Consider the following 17,701-nt stretch of genomic DNA (forward strand, 5'->3'; position numbering starts at 1 on the left):
TACCATAATTCTTACGAAGCCGGATCGACTCCACATCTCGGGAGCTCCGGCTCAGCACAGCGAGGCGGCCGGAGGTCGTGCTCGGAAGGTAGGAGCACTCAATGAGGATCCGGCTGATAGCCGCCCTGGGCGTCATTGTCGCCCTGGTCCTGGGCCTGTCCGCGTGCGGGCTGTCCTCGGGACCGAACTCGGTGGCCCTGACCATCTACACCTCACGGCCGAAGGTCATCGCCCAGCAGGTCGTCGACGCCTTCGAGGCCGCCCATCCGGAGTACAAGGGGCGGGTGCAGATGCTCACGCTCGGTGCCAGCGAGGTCTTGCAACGTGTCCGCGCCGAGAAGAACCGCCCGCAGGCGGACATCTGGTGGGGCGGAACCTCCCAGCAGTTCGGGCAGGGCGTCGACGCCGGTCTACTCACCCCGCCGCCGGCGGAGGTAATCGACCGGGTTCCCGAGCAGTACCGCGGGGCGGACAATCTGTGGCTCGGTGAGATGCGGATGGCCGAGGTCATCTTCTACAACAATACGATGCTCACCCCCGAGCAGGCGCCGAAAGACTGGGGTGACCTGGTCGAACCCGACATGCAGGGGAAGATCTTGCTCCGTGACGTCGCCGCGTCCGGCACGATGCGCAGCATCTTCTCGGCTTTGATCGGCCGTGCCGCGGCCGAGACCGGCGCACCTGATGCCGGCTACGACTTCCTGCGGGCGCTGGACCGCAACACCAAGGACTATCCGGCCAACCCGAGCGATCTTTACCTGCGCATCCAACGGCAGGAGGCCCCGGTCAGTATCTGGAATCTGCAGGACATCCTCGTCCAGCGCAGCAAGGGCGCTCCGTTCACTCCGGTCATGCCCGCCTCTGGCGCCCCTGTTCTGCTCGATGGGGTCGGCAAGATCAAGGACGGACCGCACGGGGAGACCGCCGACACCTTCCTGGACTTCCTCCTCCAACCGACCACTCAGCAGATGTTGGCGGACAAGTCCTTTCAACTTCCGACCGTGCCGCTCGAGCAGCCTCCGTCCTGGCTGGCCGAGGTCGGACTCGACGAGATGCCGGTCGACTGGCACACGATCAACGAATTCGAAGCCGGATGGATGGACTACTGGGTCCAGAACATCAAGAACCGCAGCTGAACTCGACCCCGTACCCCACCTCTTTTCACTGGAGCATTCGCCGTGATACCGATCAAACTCGACGACATTCACAAGAACTACGGCACAACCACGACCATCCAGATGGACACCACCATCGCCGCCGGTGAGCTGTTCACCCTCCTGGGCCCCTCCGGCTGTGGGAAGTCGACGCTGCTGCGGATCATCGCCGGCTTCGTTCCCCCGACCAGCGGCCGGGTGCTTTTCGGGGACAAAGACGTCACCACCATGCCGCCGAACAAGCGGGACACCGGCATGGTGTTCCAGAACTATGCGCTGTTTCCGCACATGAGCGTCGCCGAGAACGTCGCGTACGGTCTCAAGGCCCGCAAGATCGACAAGACCGGCCGCGGTCGGCGTATCACCGACGCCCTCGCGCAGGTCGGTCTCGCCGGGTACGAGGACCGCCGCATCGAGCAACTCTCCGGTGGACAGCAGCAACGCGTCGCCCTGGCCCGCGCGGTCGTGATCTCGCCGTCGGTGCTGCTGCTGGACGAGCCCTTGTCGAACCTGGACGCCAAGCTGCGGGAGGAGACCCGCACCCAGATCCGCCGCGTGCAGACCGACGCGGGAATCACCTCGATCTACGTCACCCATGATCAGGCCGAGGCGATGGCCATGAGTGACCGGATCGCGGTCCTCGACGCCGGCCGGGTCCACCAGATTGCCTCCCCACAGACGATTTACCACCGCCCCGCAACGGAATTCGTTGCCCGCTTCATCGGCCGAAGCAACGTCTCCGCAGTGGTGGTGCTCGCGGTCGATGCCGACTCCGCCCGGGTGGGCCTCGCGGACGGAACCGAATTGACCGCGCCGTTGCCGGACTTCGGGCCCGTCACTGCCGGGGACCGGCTCGCGGTGTCGCTGCGCCCGGAGAACCTCGACTTCGTCGCCCCCGAGCACGGACTGTTCAAGGGCCACATCACCGAGGTCGAATTTACCGGCGCCACCAGCACCTACACGGTGGCCTCCGGGGACCAGACCCTGCATGTCACCACCGCGGACCGCGTGGACCGACCCCAGGTCGGCGACAACGTCTGCGTCGGCGTGACCTCCGGGCAGCCCTGGCTGGTGCAGTCATGAGCACCCCCGCCGCGATCGATCAACCTCCGCTGCCCCACACCGCCGCCGCGTCCGCACCGCCTCGTCCACCCCGCAGGTCACTGCGGTCGAGACTGCCCGGGAGTTCCTCGGACCGGTTCGTCTACGTCCTCGCCGCCCCGGTGCTGGCGATCCTGGCGTTCTTCGTCGTCATCCCGATGGCCTACACCGCGATCACCAGCACCGGCGGTGACGGTGCCGCCGACAACTACGGCACCTTCCTCTCCGGCGCGTCCGGCACCGCGCTGATGCTGTCGGTCGGGATCTCCGTCGCGTCGGTCCTCGGGTGCGGCCTGGTCGGGTCGGCGCTGGCGATCCTGCTCAACCGCTTCGACTTTCCCGGCCGCCGAGTCCTCGAGACGGTGGCGATCCTGCCGATGGCGCTGCCACCGCTGATCGGTGCCGTCTCGTTCGTGCTCCTCTACAGCGAGACCGGGATCGTCCCCCGGGCGCTGTCCCAGTGGTTCGGTGTCGACCCCGCGACGGTGTCGGTCAGCGGCGTCGGCGGCGTGTTGCTCGTGCACGTGTTCACCATGTACCCGTTCTTCTACCTCCCCGTCGCCGCCGGGCTTGCCGGCATGGACTCCTCGCTCGAGTCCGCCGCCTACAACCTGGGCGCGAGCCGGTCGCGGGTATGGCGGACGGTGCTGCTGCCGATGCTCACCCCCGCCCTGGTCTCCGGTGCCCTGCTGACGTTCATGATCTCGATGGCCTCGTTCACCGCCCCGCAGCTCTACAACGTGCAGACCCTGACCATGCAGATCGTCTCGACCAAGACCGTCGGCAACCAGGAACTCGCGGCCGCGCAGGCCACCGTCCTGGCAATGGTCTCGATCCTGTTCCTGATCGGCATGAAGTGGTACCAGGGCCGGCGCACCCACCGCAGCCTTTCCAAGGGAATTCAGCGTGACCGCACCGTCAGTGCCGGGCCGATCCGGATCGTCGCCGGAATCGGGACCACGGTCCTGACCGTGCTGCTGATGGCACCGGTGCTGACCATCGTCCTGGTCTCGTTCTCGGTCGACAGCTCGTGGACCACCCAGGTCATCCCGCCGACCTACACCCTCGGCAACTACACCACCCTGTTCACCGACCCGGCCAGCCTGCTCCCGATCTCGGTCAGTGTGCAGATGAGCTTCCTCGCCACGATCGGCGCCATCACCATCGGTGCCTGCGCCTCCTACGTCGTCGCCCGCTGGCGCGGGCCCGGCCGCAACACCGTCGACATCATGGTCATGCTGCCCTGGGCGCTGCCCGGAACGGTCATCGGCGTCAACCTCGTCAACGCCTTCAACGAACCCCAGCCCAGCAACCTCGGATTGTCCCTGGTCGGAACCCTGTGGATCCTGCCGATCGCCTACTTCGTCCGCTTCGTGCCGCTGGTGTTCCGGTCCACCAACGCCGCCCTCGACACCATCGACCCCTCCCTCGAGGAGGCCGCCCGCAACCTCGGCGCCGGCCCACTGTCCGTGCTGCGCACCATCACCATCCCGCTGGTGTCGAAGGGCATCCTCGCCGGAGCCCTGCTCGCCTTCGTCGACGGCGTCGGCGAATACGTGGCCTCGGTGGTGATCTACCCGGCCAGCTACCCGCCGCTGTCGGTGGAGATCTACAACCGCATCTACTCCTCCGAATTCGGCACCGCCGCCGCCTACGGAACGCTGCAGATCGCCCTCATCCTGGCCGTGCTCATCATCAACAGCCGCCTGCAGGGCGACCGGCGCGGCCGCCGCGGCAAAGCCGCCGCCGTCACCGCACCCGCGGTGCCCACCACCTGAACGAGAAGGCGACACCGATCATGAAGAAACGCTTCACCTCCGCGCGAGTGCCCGGCACCGGCATGGAGCAGCTGTTCTCCACACCCGCACGCTGGCAGGCCTGGCTCGACGTCGAGGCCGCCCTCGCGAGGGCCCAGGCCGACCTCGGGCTCATCCCGGCCGACGCCGGGAAGGCCATCACCCGGGCCTGCGATCTCGACAGACTGGACTCAGACCGGATCAACGGTGAGATCGACCGGACCAGCCACCCCTTGATGCCCCTGATCGTCGAACTGGGTAGAGCGGCCGACCAATACGGCGGTTGGGTGCACTGGGGAGCCACCACCCAGAACATCACCCAAACCGGGGACACCCTGCTGTTGCGGCGCGCCCACACGATCATTCGCGGCCAGATCACCGACATCCTCACCGTGCTCGCCGAGCTCACCGAACGCGGGGCGGAGATGATCATGGCCGGCCGCACCCACGGCCAGCACGCCGTCCCCATCACCTTCGGATTCAAGACCGCCGGGTGGATCGACGAATACGTCCGGCACCTCGACCGTCTCGATCAGATCAGCCCGCGCCTGTTCGTCGCCCTCCTCGGCGGCGCCGCCGGCACCTCCGCCTCCCTCGGTGAGGATCCCGACACCCTGCAACGGGCCGTGGCCACCAACCTGGGCCTGACCCCAATGGCGGTGCCCTCGCGCAGCATCAGCGACCACTTCGCGGAGTTCGTCACCGTCCTCGGCCTGATCGCCACGACCAGCGGCAAAATCGGCCGCGAAATCTACCAACTCATGAAGACCGAATACCACGAGGTCGAAGAACCCGTCCCCGCCGGAACCGTCGGCAGTTCGACAATGCCCCACAAACGCAATCCGCAACTGTGCCAGGACATCATCGGGATGACCTCCGAGATAAGGGCACTCGTGCCGTTGGCCCTCGAATCGGCAATCAGCGAACATGACGCGGACAACGCACCCTCCGCCCTCTTCGACGTCGAGCAACACGCGTGCGAACTGACCGCGGAAACGTTGTCGCGCATCCACCTGATCGTCTCCGGTCTCCAACTCGATCCGCGACGGATGCGCAGCAACCTCGACCTGTCCGGCGGAATGATCGCCTCCGAGGCCATCATGCTGCGCCTCGGCGAAACCATCGGCCGTCAACTCGCACACGAAGTCGTCTACGACGCCGCGCAGACCGCGAGCACCACCGCGACCTCGTTCACCGACGCACTCGCCGTCGATCCCCGCGTGACCTCCCAACTCGACACCGACACCATCAAGAATCTTCTGCAGCCCGACTCCCACCTAGGATTAGCTCCCGCGATCGCTCACCACCAAGCGATCCGCGCCCGTGAGATCGTGGTTTCACGAGGCGAGAATTGACCGGAGGTAGAACCGATGCCCGCGACCGACGACCGCCCCAAACCGGCGACACTGCTCGACGTCGCCGAGCGCGCCGGCGTGTCGCGGGCCACCGCCTCGCTGGTCCTGCGCGGAACCGGGCGGGTCTCCCAACCCACCCGTGACCGCGTCCTCCAGGCGATGACCGACCTCGGCTACATCTACAACCGCGGCGCCGCGTCACTACGGACCCGGGACAACAACGTCATCGGGGTACTGGTCACCACCGTGACGAACCCGTTCTTCGCCGAAGTCATCATCGGCCTCGAAGAACGCCTGGGCGAACTCGGCTATGTCTGCCTGATCGCCAACACCCTCAACGACACCACCCGACAAGACCAACTGATCACCTTCCTCCAGGAAACCAGCGTCGCCGGCGTCGTCATGGTGCCCGCCTTCGGCACCGAACCCGCCGCCATCGACACCCTCACCGCCCGCGACCGGCCCCTGCTTTTCCTCACCCGCCGCATCGGCGACACCGGCAACCTCTACATCGGTACCGACGACATCACCGGCGGCCGCCTCGCCACCGACCACCTGATCTGGCACGGCTGCAACACCATCACCTACCTCGGCGGCCGGGAAGACGCCATCGCCCGCCACGACCGCATCCACGGTGTCCGCGAATCCGCCGCCAACCACGGCTACGCCCCGGACTCGTTGTCCTTCATCGCCTCGCCCACCAACGCCCGAGGTGGACTCGCCGCGGCTCGCGAACTCCTGCAATCCGGTACACCGATCGACGGCATCATCTGCCACAGCGACACCGTCGCCCTCGGCGCCTACCGAGCCTTCCACGACGCCGGACTAGCCGGCACCGTCAAGGTTGTCAGCTTCGACAACGTCGACAACGCCGAACTTATCGAACCACCCCTGACCACCCTTTCCTCGAACCCCCGACAACTCGGCCGCACCGCCGCCCAACAGATCTACGACGAACTCAACGACGAAGAAGGCGCCGACACCACTCTCGTCGAACCCGAACTGATCATCCGGCGCTCCTGCGGATGCCACTCCCCCCGGCCCATGGCGAACCCCTAGACGACCGGCAACAGCTGGAAAATGGTGAACAGCCGCGGCTCGGGATCGTCGAAATACATCGTATTAGGCGCCGCAATCGCTGGTACTGGATCAGGACCCACTCGTTCATCACCGCTCTATGCCTGAAAATCCGGCTGAGAAAGGCGAATTCGATCGGCCAGGCGCTTCGAACTATGTCGAAAAACCTCGACGTGGGTATTTCGACGCAAGTTGATCGGCTATGCCAGAATTTCAGCGCAGACCAGAACCCCGACCATCAGGTCGATGCGTTACGCCGCGCCGGGGTGGCTGCGGAAAACATCCACGTCGACCACGCGGGAGGGACGAAAGCGTCACGGCCCGAACTCGTTCTGGTGCTGAAGCGATTTCGTGGAGGCGACGTCCTGGTGATCACTCGGTTGGATCGGCTCGGGCGGTCGATGCTGCACTTGATCACGCTTGGCACCGATCTGCGTGAGCGGGGCATCGGACTGAATGTGCTCGAGCAGGAGATCGACACTGCCACTGCCGAGTGCCGCGCGATGTTCGGATGCGCGGCCCGGGCAAGGGCGGTACCGGCACGCTGTCGGGCAACGGCGACAAGGTCGGATCGACAAGACCGTGCCGGTGTACTTCTCCACCGACGACACTTCGACGTCCGCAAGGACTGGGGCACCCCCATCTCGCCCACCTACGACCCCCCGTTCACCCTTCCACGGAAACCTCCGCGCGAACAGCTGCTGCGACGACTCGATCTGGATCCGGAGCGGCTGGCACGGAGGTGATCACGGCGACGACGGGTTCGGTGATTCGGTGCAGCGCAGAGACCAGTTCGTCGACCGTGTCGGTGACCGCCGCGATGTAGGCGTCGGGGCGGATGACCCACACCTCGCCGGGCTTCGCGTCCACCGCGGCGGTGAGGACGCCGGTGCTGTCGATCTCCGACAGCCGGACGAGGCGGATCGGTGTGTGCACCGCTGCAAGGGCCGCGCTTCGGATCTCGTCGACGTCCACACCGTCACCCACGAGGAGCAAGATTCCGTGCCGGGCGATGTCGCGGAGCCGGGTACCGGCACTACCGCTCAGCGTCACCGGGGTGTCGGGCACGAGGATTCCCGGCGCCGCGGCCGGGGTGCAGCCACGCTCGGGGCGCCCGGCGAACAGCCGTTCCGGATCGATTGTGGTCAAGGGTGATTCGACGTACCAGAACGGCTCGGCGAGGCGACCGCTGTCGACCTGCGCCCGGGCCTGCGGGTCGGTGACCGCCGCGGTGAGCACGTCGCACCGGTGCCGGTGCTGGTCCTCGGACTGCGGGACGAGGAAATCCATCGTCGCCGTGGTGACCGCGATGTTCTCGACGGCCGCCGCGTGACGCTCGGTGTGATACGTCTCGAGCAGCGACTCGTCGGCCCAGCCGCGCAGGACGAATGCGAGCTTCCACGCCGCGTTCTCGGCGTCGGCGACACCAGAATTCAGGCCGCGTGCCCCGAACGGCGACACGATATGCGCGGCGTCGCCGGCCAGCAGCACCCGGTCGACGCGCATCCGATTCGCGACCCGGGAGTGGAAGCGGTACACCGATTTCCACACGATCCGGTAGTCGGTGTCGCCGATGATCTTCCGGATCCGCGCGTCCAGTGCACCCGACTTCTCCTCGGCCTCGAGGTCGTACTCGCCGGGCACCTGCCAGTCGATGCGGAACGTCGAGTCCGGGCACGGGTGGATGAGCACCTGCCTGCCCGGGTTCCACTCGGGGTCGAAGTAGAAGCGGCGTTCGTCGGCCCAGCCCGGGATGTCGGCGGCGATGTCGCAGATCAGGAACTTGTCGTCGAACGAGCGACCGTCGAACGTGACACCCAGCTGCCGCCGGATCGCGCTGCCCCGCGACCCCACGGCCACCACCGCGTAGTCCGAGGTGACGGTCTCCTCGCCGGAGCCGGTGCGGCAGGTGACGGTCACGCCGGTCTCGTCCTGATCCACCGACGTGGCCTCGTATCCCCACCGGACGTCGATCGACGACGTGGCCGCGATCCGCTCGTCGAGCAGTTCCTCGGTCCGCGCCTGGGAGATGTTGACGAACGGCGGGAACGACGAGATGCCGCGGTCGACGAACGTCTGCGCGAACAGTTCGTGGTCGCGGTGGAACGTGCGGGCGCACCCCCACGTCACGCCCTCGTCGGCCAGCTGCCTGCCGACGCCGATCGCGTCCCACACCTCGAGGACGTCCCGCTGCTGGCAGATGGCCTTCGATCCGATCGGGTCGCGTTCGGTCCGTGCGTCGAGCAACGTGACCGGGATGCCCCAGCGTGCCAGCAGCAAGGCCGTCGTCTGCCCCACCGGGCCGTTGCCCACGACGGTGACCGTGCCGCCGCGGGTGTGTCGTCTTACCATGATCCTCGCCTTGTCAGTGTGAAACGGTGACGGACTTCAGCCCTGCAACTGGTCCCAGACCTCGCGGTCACGCTCGGCGGTCCAGATGACGGGCCGTTCGATGCCCGACAGCTCGTCCCACACGCGGGAGACGTCGAACGGGAGGCAGTGTTCGAAGATCGGCCAGTGCCCGTACTGCTCGTTCAGTGCGGCGTGGGTGGCTTCGAACGCTTCCTTGAGGGTGCCGCCGCGCTGCTGCACCGCCCCGACCTCGGCCAGCATGACCTCGATGAAGTGGCGGGTCTGCTCAATGGCCGCGTCGACGGCCTCCCGCCCGTGGGAGACGGCGCCGCGTCCGCCGATCAGGACCTCCGCGCCGAGCGCCTTGATCCGGTCGAGTGTGCCGGTGGACCAGTCGCGGTGGAAGGCGTCGCCGGTGTAAAGCGCGGCCTGTGCCTCGACGAGGTCGCCGGCGAAGAGGATCTTCTGCTTCGGCAGCCACGCGGTGATGTCGCCTTCGGTGTGTCCGCGGCCGAAGTGCTGGAGCACGAGGTCGCCGCGGCCGCCGCCGAGGTCGATGGTGAGCTTGTCGGCGAACGTCAGGGTGGGCCAGGTCAGCCCCGGCACCGAGTCGGCAGCCTTGGCCAGGCGCGGCATGCGTCCGAATTCGCTTGCCCAGTCTTCCTTTCCACGCTCTTCGATGAGGGCGCGGGTGGTCTCGTGCGACACGATGGTCTCGGCGTCGAACGCGGACGCGCCGAGCACGCGGACGGCATGGTAGTGCGAGAGCACCAGGTACCGGACCGGCTTGTCGGTGTGCTCGCGCAGCTTGCGCAACCAGTCCTGGGCGGCCACCGGGGTGGCGAGCGCCTCGAAGCAGACGACGAAGTCCTCACCCTCGATGGCACCGATGTTGGGATCCCCCTCGGCGGTCAGGGCGTACACGCCGTCGGCGAGGACCTCGAGGGTCTGCTCCTTCTCACCGAGGTCGGCCGACGAAGCGAAGCTTGTGGGGCTCATGCGATCCACCTAACTAATCAAAGGTTTGATTGATGGTGGCCACAGTAACCCGGATCACAAAATAATGAAAGCCTTGATCAAAAATTGGCCTGGGCACCCTGCGACCCGGCCGACCGAGCGGGACGCTGGTTCGATCTGACGTAACGAGCGTCCCGTTCGTCGCGAGGCATGAGCGTCGCGCCACGACGGAGGGTGAACACGCATGGAGCGGCCCGAGCCCTGTCGATACGCGGACGGGCGAGTGTCCGGATCGTCGACGGGGTGACCGAGGAATACCTCGCCAGCGCCAGGAAGACGATGGACGCCGAGTCGGCGGCCCAGGAGCTGGTCGAGCGGACCGGGGGATGACGGTGTGGCGCGGTTATCCTGCCGCGGGCAGGTGAGTGCAGGTCAATGGAGGGTGGGCCGGTAGATGAGTTCTTGGATGTGACCGTCGAGCGTCCGGTTCTCGAGCAGCTCCAGGTCGAAGTCGGCCCCACCCCGGAAGATCGGGTCCAGCCCGGTCTGAGCGGTGATGACAGGGAAGAGCGTCACCTGCAAGCGATCCACCAGGCCGGCGGCCATCAGCGCCCGATTCATCGACAGGCTGCCGTGCGAGCGCAACGGCACCTCGGACTCCTCCTTGAGCCTGGCTACGACGTCGACGGCGTCACCGCTCACGACGGTCGCGTCCGGCCAGTCGAGGGGTCCTTCCAGTGTCGTCGACACCACCGTTGCCGGCAGGCTCCTCATCCGAGTGACCCATGGATCGCGCACGTCGGACTCCTCGGTGCTCGCGGCCAGCATCTGCGCGAACACCCGATACGTGTTGGCTCCGAAGACCATCCGCTGCTCCGCGCCGTACAGGTCGAGACGATGGTCGAGCAACTCGGGGCCTTGCTTGCCCCAGTAGCCGGTCCAGTCGCCGCCGGCGGCGCCGTAGCCGTCGAGGCTGGAAAAGACGTCGAAGGTGTAGGTCGCGGTCATGTCGTTCTCCTCGAGTGCGGTGTCGATCGGTGTAGGTACAGACTGGGCACCACCGCGAAACTCATCGGCGCCGGATTGACCACAGCGTTGTGCTGGCCTACGACGCGTGGTCGCAACAGAAGTGCCGCGACCTTCGTGCCGGCTCGCCGCCTCGCCCGTGGAAGGCGAGGCGGCGAGATGGCCCTGTGCGGTGAACCGACAGGCTCACGCCTTGATGAGGTCGTCAATCTGGCCGATCGCCTGCGAGGCACCCTCCACCACGCCCATGTCGAGCACCTGCTGGAGGCCTTCGGCGGTTGCGTAGGTGCTGACGTAGGTGGCGATGGTGCTGCCGTCCTTGTCCTGGAAGGAGAACTCGTTGGTGGACACTGGCATCGATTCGATCGGGGTGAAATCCGCATCGGCGAATCCGTCGGTGAAGGTGAAGCCGGTCGGCTCGTCGACGGAGATGATGTTCCAGTAACCCGCATGCTTGTCGCCCTCGGGACCGGTCATGTAGTAGGTGACCCGCCCGCCGGGGGCGAACTCATGGTCGACCACTGTCGCCGGGTACGTCGGTGGACCCCAGATCTTTTCGAGCTGACGAGGATCGGCATAGATCTGCCAGATCCGCGCTCGGGGGGCGGCGAACTCGGCAGTGATGGTCAGGGTCAGTGCATCGATGTCGTGGCTGACATGGGTGACAGGCATCGTTCATTCCTTCCGTTGGGGTTGCGTTGCGATCAATTCGTCGATGCGTGCGATACGCCCACGCCAGACCTGTTCCAGCTCGACCAGCATGGACGACACTGCGCGGACTGCTTCCACATCGCCCGTGGCGAGTTGTTCACGGCCGCTGCGTCGTTTGACGAGTAGGCCGGACTTCTGGAGGACGGCGACGTGCTTCTGTACCGCAGCGAAACTCATGTCGTACTTCGCTGCCAGTGCCGAGACGGAATGCTCACCGGCCAGCACGCGACGCATGATGTCGCGCCTCGTCCGGTCGGACAGCGCGTGGAACAGGGCATCGGCCCGGTCCTCATCTGTTTCTGACACACCCAGAACATACAACCGATTGGTTGTATGTGCAAGGCTGCTTCAACTTTCGGATGCGAGTGGGTGCCCTCAGCAGTCGAACACCGACCAGCAGATGTCGTTCCGCAACCGCTGGTCGTCGAGTACGAGCTCGCGAATCGCCTCAGGGAGCTGGTCACGCTGCCACCTGCACTCACGTCGTCCGGCGGCCTCGCCCTCACCCTCCGGCGCGGCAGCGCGTGCGGCTTTGATCGCATAGGCGGCAGCACCGAGTTCGTGCGCTGCGACATGCGCGACGGCTCCGGCCTGCCCGGCAGCGTATGCAGCGTGCCGTGCCGCTCCGCGCAGGTCCCTGGCCGCGCCCATCGCATGGCCGCCCGCCGCGCGGGCCTGCATCATCTTGACCTCGCCACGCACCCACGCGCGGGCACGCTCGATCGCCTCACGCGGTCGTGTGTCCTCCGGCCGAGCCGACTCGAACAGGTTGAGGACGTGCTCCGCGCACGATGCCGCCCATAGGGCCAGAAGCTGATGATCCGAGTCGGTGAGCGTCCCACCGCGCCGAATCGTGACGAAGCGAGGGTCTCGGACCTTCGGGAGGATCATGGCTAGAACTTCTATCACTTGCATCCGGCCATAGCACCCGAGGGCTGCGCATGCCACCCGCCTCGGATCTGAATCCTGTGTGCGGGCAGCGCTGGTCGAGCTGGAAAATTGTTACCCGGTTTGCCGGAGGCCGGTGTGGGCAAGGCAGATGTCGGCGAGCTCGTCGAGCGACAGGGGAAGCACCCGGGCGAGGGCCGCGACAGTCGTGAATGCGGGTGTCGCCATCCGCCCGGTCTCGATCTTCCGAAGAGTCTCCGGAGAGATCCCGGCCTCCTGCGCGACCTCGGCGAGGGTGCGATCACCCCGCGCCTGCCGTAGCTGATGACCGAGGCGCTTGCCTGCGGCCAGCTGTTCCGGGGTCAGAGGGAGACGCACCATGCGAGCAGTCTAACCCTGCAGCGGTATGAAAATCCCAGCCCGCGGTCTAGAGTGGTATTTTAATACCGAGTTTGTACGTACGAAGAGGAGTAGTTGGTGCTGGAACTGAAAACACCCCGCGAGGTCGCCGCGATGGCCGTCACCGGCACATTCATCGCCGAGTTGCTCGACGATCTCGAACACCGCGCCGAACCGGGCGTGAATCTGCTCGAGCTCGAAGACCGAGCCCGCCAGTTGATCGCCCAGCGCGGCGCCACGTCGTGCTACTGGGACTATGCGCCGTCATTCGGGCGCGGACCGTTCCGCAACGTCATCTGCCTGTCGGTCAACGACGCGGTACTACACGGCCTGCCGCACGACTACGTGCTGCAGGACGGGGACCTGCTGAGCATGGACATCGCAGTGTCCATCGACGGGTGGGTCGCCGATTGTGCCCGCAGCATCCTCGTCGGCAATCCACGACCCGAGGACGCGCGCCTCATCGAAGCCACCGAAAAGGCCCTGGCAGCCGGAATCGCCGCCGCGTTACCCGGCAACCGGCTGGGCGATGTGTCTGCGGCGATCGGCGCGGTCGCCGCCGAGTACGGGTACCCGGTCAACACCGAGTTCGGTGGTCACGGGCTCGGGCGGACCATGCACGAAGATCCGCACGTATCGAACACAGGACGCGCGGGCCGAGGTCTCACACTGCGCCCGGGGCTGACCCTCGCCCTCGAACCGTGGTTCGCCGCCGGCACGGACAAGATCGTCTACGACCCCGACGGGTGGACCATCCGCTCGGCGGATGGATCGCGCACCTCGCACAGTGAACACACCATCGCGATCACCGACGGCGCGCCGCTCGTGTTGACGCGCCGGGAACAGGTCGCTGCAACTGCACTGTGATTGTCAGGCCCCCGGACGACCGCCCCCGCCGAAGGAACGGGACGCTCATTCGATCTGACGCAACGAGCGTCCCGTTCGTCGCGGCGGGGGAGGCGAAGGGGGTGGGTAGCGGTATCACCCCGCGAGCAGGACACCGACCAGGGCGATCGACGCGACCCAGACGGTGGAGATGCCTGCGAGCACGAAGGGTCGTGCGCCGACCTTCTTGATCGTGGCGATCTGAACGCCGGCGCCGAGGGCGAACATCGCGGCGGTGAGGAGGGCGGTCTGCACGATCTTGGCCTCGGCGAGCAGGCCCGTGGGCAGCAGGCCGGACGACCGCAGGCCGACGCAGGCGAGGAAGGCGAGGACGAAGAGCGGGACGAGCGGCGGCCGCTTCACGTCGGCGTCGGTGCCGGCGAGCCTGCGCTGGCGCACGCTGAGGACGGCCATGACCGGGGCGAGCATGAGGACGCGGGCGAGTTTGACCACCGCGGCCACGCCCAATGCGGCACCACCGATGGCGCCGCCCGCGGCGACCACCTGGGCGACCTCGTGGATGGATCCGCCCGCCCACAGGCCGGCGTCGGTGTCGGAGAGTCCCAGCGCCCGCGACAGCAGTGGGATCGCGGGGATCATGAGCGTGCCGAAGATGACGACGAGCGCGACCGCGGTGATCACCTCTTCCTCGTCGGCGTCCACGACACCGTCCACCGCCGCCACCGCGGCCGCGCCGCAGATCGAGAATCCGCAGGCGATGAGCAGCCGCTGAGTCCAGCTGAGGCCGAGCAGCTTGCCCGCGAACATCGTTCCCACGATGCCGAGACAGACGATCGACACCACCACGACGATGACGCCCCAGCCCAGTCCGAGAATGTCGCTCAGCATCAACTGGAGTCCGAGGAGGGCAATCCCCACCCGCAACAGCTTCTTGGCGGAGAACTGCAGGCCGGGGCGCAGGCGTTCGGGCAGGTGCACGACGTTCGACAGCACGGCGCCGAGCACGATGGCGATGAGCAGCGGGCTCACCGTCGGAAGGAACCGGCCGACACCCATGGCGACGGCGGTGGCGACGGCGCACAGCGCCAGACCCGGCAGGAGAGTGGCCGTGGCGGTCTGCAGTCGCGGCAGCGTTGCCGGGCTCTCGACGCGCTGTTCCTCGGACTTCTCGCTCAGTTGACTACTCATGGATCCACGGTCCGTCACCGCGGCCGTCTCCGGTAGCCGTCATCTCGACATGAACACATATCAGCGTGATATGTCTTGCGCCAGGGTCATATACTCGATGCATGTCCCGCAGATGGCCCGAGTTCCCCGTTCTCGAGTTGCTCGTCGGCGTCGACGACCACGGAAGCCTCAGTGCTGCCGCCAGACTCGCCGGAATGGCGCAGCCGAATGCCAGTCGCGCCATCAAGCAACTCGAGCGTCAGTTCGGCATGACGCTGCTGCAGCGCAGCCCGACGGGCTCGATACTGACACCGCAGGGAACCGTGATCGCGCACTGGGCGCGCCGGGTGCTCTCCGACACGCGCCGGCTGCTCGACGTGGCCGAGGGACTGCGCGCGGAACGCGCCGCCGAGTTGACGGTGGGTGCGAGCATGACGGTCGCGGAACACCTGATGCCGGGATGGCTGGGGCAGTTTCGCCGCTTGCACTCCGACGTGACCATTCACCTGCAGGTGCACAACTCGACTCAGGTGTTCGAGCGGATCAACAGCAGGATCTGCGACGTCGGGTTCGTCGAATCGCCGACGGTGCCGCGACCGTTGAAGAGTCTCACTGTGGCGCGTGACCGGTTGGTCGTCGTCGTTCATCCCACCCACCCGTGGGCCCGGCGACGGAAGGCGCTGACCGTCGCCGAGTTGGCGCTGACACCGCTCTTGGTCCGCGAGCCGGGATCCGGCACGCGAACCACCCTCGACGTGGCATTACAGGAATACGACCGGGCGGCACCACTTCTCGAGCTGGGCAGCGCCGCCGCAATTCGCACCAGCGTGCTGGCCGGAGTCGGCCCCGCGGTGATGAGTACCCTCGCGGTGGCGGAGCAGGTCGGCGCCGGAGAACTGAAGGTGATCGACGTCGACGGCCTCGAGCTCGACAGGGTGCTGCGCGCCGTGTGGCGGGGCGCGCGTCAGCTCGACGGTCCCGCGGGAGAACTGGTGCGTCTGGTCCGACGGGTCGGTGCCGAGCCCTGAGCGGCCGTCATCCGAGAAGGCAGGTCGCCGCACCGGCCGCGATCACCAGCACGATGACCGCGGAACGAAACACCCCCGGCGGAAGTCGGCGGGCGATCGCCAGCCCGGTGACGTTGCCGATCAGCGCGGCGATGACGAACACCGGGAGGCGCGGCCAGAACATCGACTCCGTGATCTCGTCGTGGAACCACAGGACAGCGAGAGCCATGACGTTCGCGACGATGAAATAGCCTGCGAGATCGGCGATGAAAGCCATCGGTGGCAACCGCGCGCGCATCAACAACAGGACCGGTGGCGGTCCGTTGAGCGATGTCGTCGTTCCGAGGTAGCCACCCACGGAACCGGTGAGGAGGTGCGCAGTCGTGGACGGCGCACGCGTGACTTCCGCCCGGTTGGGGAACGCCATCGCGAGCCCGCACAGCATCACCACAACTCCCGCTGCGGGCTTCAGATACTGCTCCGGCAGCAGACCGAGGGTGACCGCGCCCAGCCAGGCGCCGGGCAGACTGCCACCACCGAGCAGCGCCACCCGTCCCCACGTGATGTGTTCTCGCAACTGGTACGCGGCGCCGATCCGCGTGATCAGGCCCGCCACCAGATTGACGAATACCACTTCGGGAACGGCGAATCCGACCATCAGCATCACCGGTGTCGCGATCAGTGCCGTCCCGAACCCGGTGGCGCCGCCGATGACGGACGCGATGCCGATGCACAGGGCACCGATGAGGAGCATCGTCATCGCGACTCCCTTCTCGATCCGGCGGCACGTTCCCGTGCCGGTGTGAAGTTCAGGTGGCCAGGGATTGGACTGCGCTCACCAGAGCCATCAGTTCGATGTCGCTGCCGGTGCATCCTCGGGACAGGTCGTTCCACGGTGCGGCCAAGCCTTGCAGGATGGGACCCAAGGCTATTGCACCCCCGAGCCGCTGGGCAATTTTGTACCCGATGTTGCCGGCATCGAGATTGGGGAAAACCAGCACATTGGCCCGGCCGGCGACCCGCGAACCGGGCGCCTTGGACGCGCCGATCTCGGCGACCAGCGCGGCATCGAATTGCAGGTCACCGTCCACATGCAATTGCGGGTCCCGGACGCGCACCAGGTCCGCGGCCTCGCGGACCTTCGCCACTCGCGGGTGGCTGGCGCTGCCCTGGGTGCTGAACGACAGCATCGCCGCGATCGGAGTCTGCTCGGTGAGCTGGAAGTGGGTGGCGCTGGCAGCCAGCGCGATGTCGACCAGTTCCTCGACCGTGGGGTCGGGTACGACGGCGCAGTCGGAGAACGTCAACTGCCTGCCGTCCGACAGCAACATCAGAAACGAGCTCGACAGGATGCTCGAACCCGGCGCGAGACCGACGATGCGCAGCCCGGCCCGCAGCACGTCGGACGTCGGCCTGCTCGCGCCCGCGACGCAGGCGTCGACCACTCCGGCGCGCAGCGCCGCCGCGGCGAGGCACACCGGGTCGGACAGCGCCGACTCGACCCGGTCGGGGTATTTGGCGAACCCCGATTCGACGGCGTCGCGGATCGCGGGGTCGGCAGCCGCCTCGGCGAGGTCGACGACGAGTTCCTCGGCCAGGGGGATATCCGCGGCCTCGGCGATGCGCCGGATGACGTCCCGCCGCCCGAACAGCCGCGGGGAAACGACACATTTGTGGTGCAGATGGTGGGCGGCACGGATCGCGCGTTCGTCTTCTCCGTCCGCGAGACCGACGACGCGATTCGCCCCACGCAACGTGGCGATCCAGTGGTCGATCAGCGACGAATCATTCAGTCGTACAACGTCGGTGGGTGGTACAGCGGTGACGCCCGGGGCCATGGCCTCGCTCTCCCATCACTACGAAGA

General features: G+C 66.8%; 18 protein-coding genes and 1 pseudogene. 9 read left to right on the forward strand and 10 right to left on the reverse strand.

The features are described from left to right. Positions 1-101 precede the first annotated feature (101 nt). The 6 genes from G9373_RS08540 to G9373_RS46300 are packed head-to-tail and all read left to right on the forward strand — an operon-like array spanning position 102 to position 7,229. The gene (locus G9373_RS08540; RefSeq protein ID WP_167114679.1) at positions 102-1,136 is read left to right on the forward strand and encodes an extracellular solute-binding protein; all 1,035 of its coding nucleotides are present in this window, start codon (positions 102-104) and stop codon (positions 1,134-1,136) included. A 42-nt stretch (positions 1,137-1,178) separates the two neighbouring features. Next, complete coding sequence (locus G9373_RS08545; protein WP_005254336.1) at positions 1,179-2,237, forward strand: ABC transporter ATP-binding protein; 1,059 nt, start codon at positions 1,179-1,181, stop codon at positions 2,235-2,237. Then, complete coding sequence (locus tag G9373_RS08550) at positions 2,234-4,033, forward strand: iron ABC transporter permease (RefSeq protein ID WP_167114682.1); 1,800 nt, start codon at positions 2,234-2,236, stop codon at positions 4,031-4,033. The genes G9373_RS08545 and G9373_RS08550 overlap by 4 nt, the downstream gene beginning before the upstream one ends. A gap of 20 nt (positions 4,034-4,053) precedes the next feature. Further along, complete coding sequence (locus G9373_RS08555; protein WP_064080310.1) at positions 4,054-5,406, forward strand: adenylosuccinate lyase family protein; 1,353 nt, start codon at positions 4,054-4,056, stop codon at positions 5,404-5,406. A 15-nt stretch (positions 5,407-5,421) separates the two neighbouring features. Beyond that, on the forward strand, positions 5,422-6,465 hold the full coding sequence (locus G9373_RS08560) for a LacI family DNA-binding transcriptional regulator (protein ID WP_005570716.1): 1,044 nt from the start codon (positions 5,422-5,424) through the stop codon (positions 6,463-6,465). Further along, on the forward strand, positions 6,432-7,229 hold the full coding sequence (locus G9373_RS46300) for a recombinase family protein (protein WP_240960417.1): 798 nt from the start codon (positions 6,432-6,434) through the stop codon (positions 7,227-7,229). Before G9373_RS08560 ends, G9373_RS46300 begins: the two co-directional genes overlap by 34 nt. On the opposite strand, the gene G9373_RS08570 is transcribed toward G9373_RS46300, so the two are convergent. Both G9373_RS08570 and G9373_RS08575 read right to left on the reverse strand, forming a co-directional pair. Next, complete coding sequence (locus G9373_RS08570; RefSeq protein WP_167114686.1) at positions 7,150-8,835, reverse strand: FAD-dependent monooxygenase; 1,686 nt, start codon at positions 8,833-8,835, stop codon at positions 7,150-7,152. The two genes, G9373_RS46300 and G9373_RS08570, sit on opposite strands and share 80 nt — an antisense overlap. A gap of 36 nt (positions 8,836-8,871) precedes the next feature. Then, entirely contained in the window at positions 8,872-9,834 is a 963-nt protein-coding gene (locus tag G9373_RS08575; RefSeq protein WP_005249229.1) for an MBL fold metallo-hydrolase, read from the reverse strand. Positions 9,835-10,044: 210 nt separating this feature from the next. Between G9373_RS08575 and G9373_RS08580 the strand changes: the two are divergent. Then, positions 10,045-10,173 (forward strand): annotated as a pseudogene (locus G9373_RS08580) (pyridoxamine 5-phosphate oxidase); the annotation flags it as partial. A gap of 51 nt (positions 10,174-10,224) precedes the next feature. Here G9373_RS08580 and G9373_RS08585 read toward each other — a convergent pair. From G9373_RS08585 to G9373_RS08605, 5 genes are all read right to left on the reverse strand, one after another. Then, the gene (locus G9373_RS08585) at positions 10,225-10,800 is read right to left on the reverse strand and encodes a dihydrofolate reductase family protein (protein WP_005570710.1); all 576 of its coding nucleotides are present in this window, start codon (positions 10,798-10,800) and stop codon (positions 10,225-10,227) included. A 204-nt stretch (positions 10,801-11,004) separates the two neighbouring features. Then, complete coding sequence (locus G9373_RS08590; protein ID WP_005254328.1) at positions 11,005-11,490, reverse strand: SRPBCC domain-containing protein; 486 nt, start codon at positions 11,488-11,490, stop codon at positions 11,005-11,007. Between the two features lie 3 nt (positions 11,491-11,493). Beyond that, positions 11,494-11,835 carry a metalloregulator ArsR/SmtB family transcription factor gene (locus G9373_RS08595; RefSeq protein ID WP_054246487.1) on the reverse strand — a complete coding sequence of 114 codons (342 nt, stop codon included), beginning with the start codon at positions 11,833-11,835 and terminating at the stop codon, positions 11,494-11,496. 69 nt (positions 11,836-11,904) lie between these two features. After that, complete coding sequence (locus G9373_RS08600) at positions 11,905-12,420, reverse strand: putative immunity protein (RefSeq protein WP_167114689.1); 516 nt, start codon at positions 12,418-12,420, stop codon at positions 11,905-11,907. Between the two features lie 111 nt (positions 12,421-12,531). Then, positions 12,532-12,798 carry a helix-turn-helix transcriptional regulator gene (locus G9373_RS08605; protein ID WP_005254325.1) on the reverse strand — a complete coding sequence of 89 codons (267 nt, stop codon included), beginning with the start codon at positions 12,796-12,798 and terminating at the stop codon, positions 12,532-12,534. Between the two features lie 96 nt (positions 12,799-12,894). Between G9373_RS08605 and map the strand changes: the two genes are divergently transcribed. Then, positions 12,895-13,683, forward strand: a complete 789-nt coding sequence (gene map, locus G9373_RS08610) for a type I methionyl aminopeptidase (RefSeq protein WP_167114692.1) — start codon at positions 12,895-12,897, stop codon at positions 13,681-13,683. A 114-nt stretch (positions 13,684-13,797) separates the two neighbouring features. Here map and G9373_RS08615 read toward each other — a convergent pair whose 3' ends face one another. Continuing rightward, a complete protein-coding gene (locus G9373_RS08615; protein WP_005561845.1) occupies positions 13,798-14,850 on the reverse strand; it encodes a putative sulfate exporter family transporter in 1,053 nt (350 codons plus the stop codon). A gap of 101 nt (positions 14,851-14,951) precedes the next feature. On the opposite strand from G9373_RS08615, the gene G9373_RS08620 reads away from it, so the two are divergent. After that, positions 14,952-15,857, forward strand: a complete 906-nt coding sequence (locus tag G9373_RS08620) for a LysR family transcriptional regulator (protein ID WP_005249219.1) — start codon at positions 14,952-14,954, stop codon at positions 15,855-15,857. 7 nt (positions 15,858-15,864) lie between these two features. Here G9373_RS08620 and G9373_RS08625 read toward each other — a convergent pair whose 3' ends face one another. After that, positions 15,865-16,596: a sulfite exporter TauE/SafE family protein gene (locus G9373_RS08625; protein WP_005561843.1), complete on the reverse strand. Its 732-nt coding sequence runs from the start codon at positions 16,594-16,596 to the stop codon at positions 15,865-15,867. A 49-nt stretch (positions 16,597-16,645) separates the two neighbouring features. Next, complete coding sequence (locus tag G9373_RS08630; protein ID WP_133985808.1) at positions 16,646-17,674, reverse strand: phosphotransacetylase; 1,029 nt, start codon at positions 17,672-17,674, stop codon at positions 16,646-16,648. Positions 17,675-17,701: the final 27 nt, after the last annotated feature.

The sequence above is a fragment of the Rhodococcus sp. A14 genome, assembly GCF_011603105.1.
GTDB lineage: Bacteria > Actinomycetota > Actinomycetes > Mycobacteriales > Mycobacteriaceae > Rhodococcus_F > Rhodococcus_F opacus.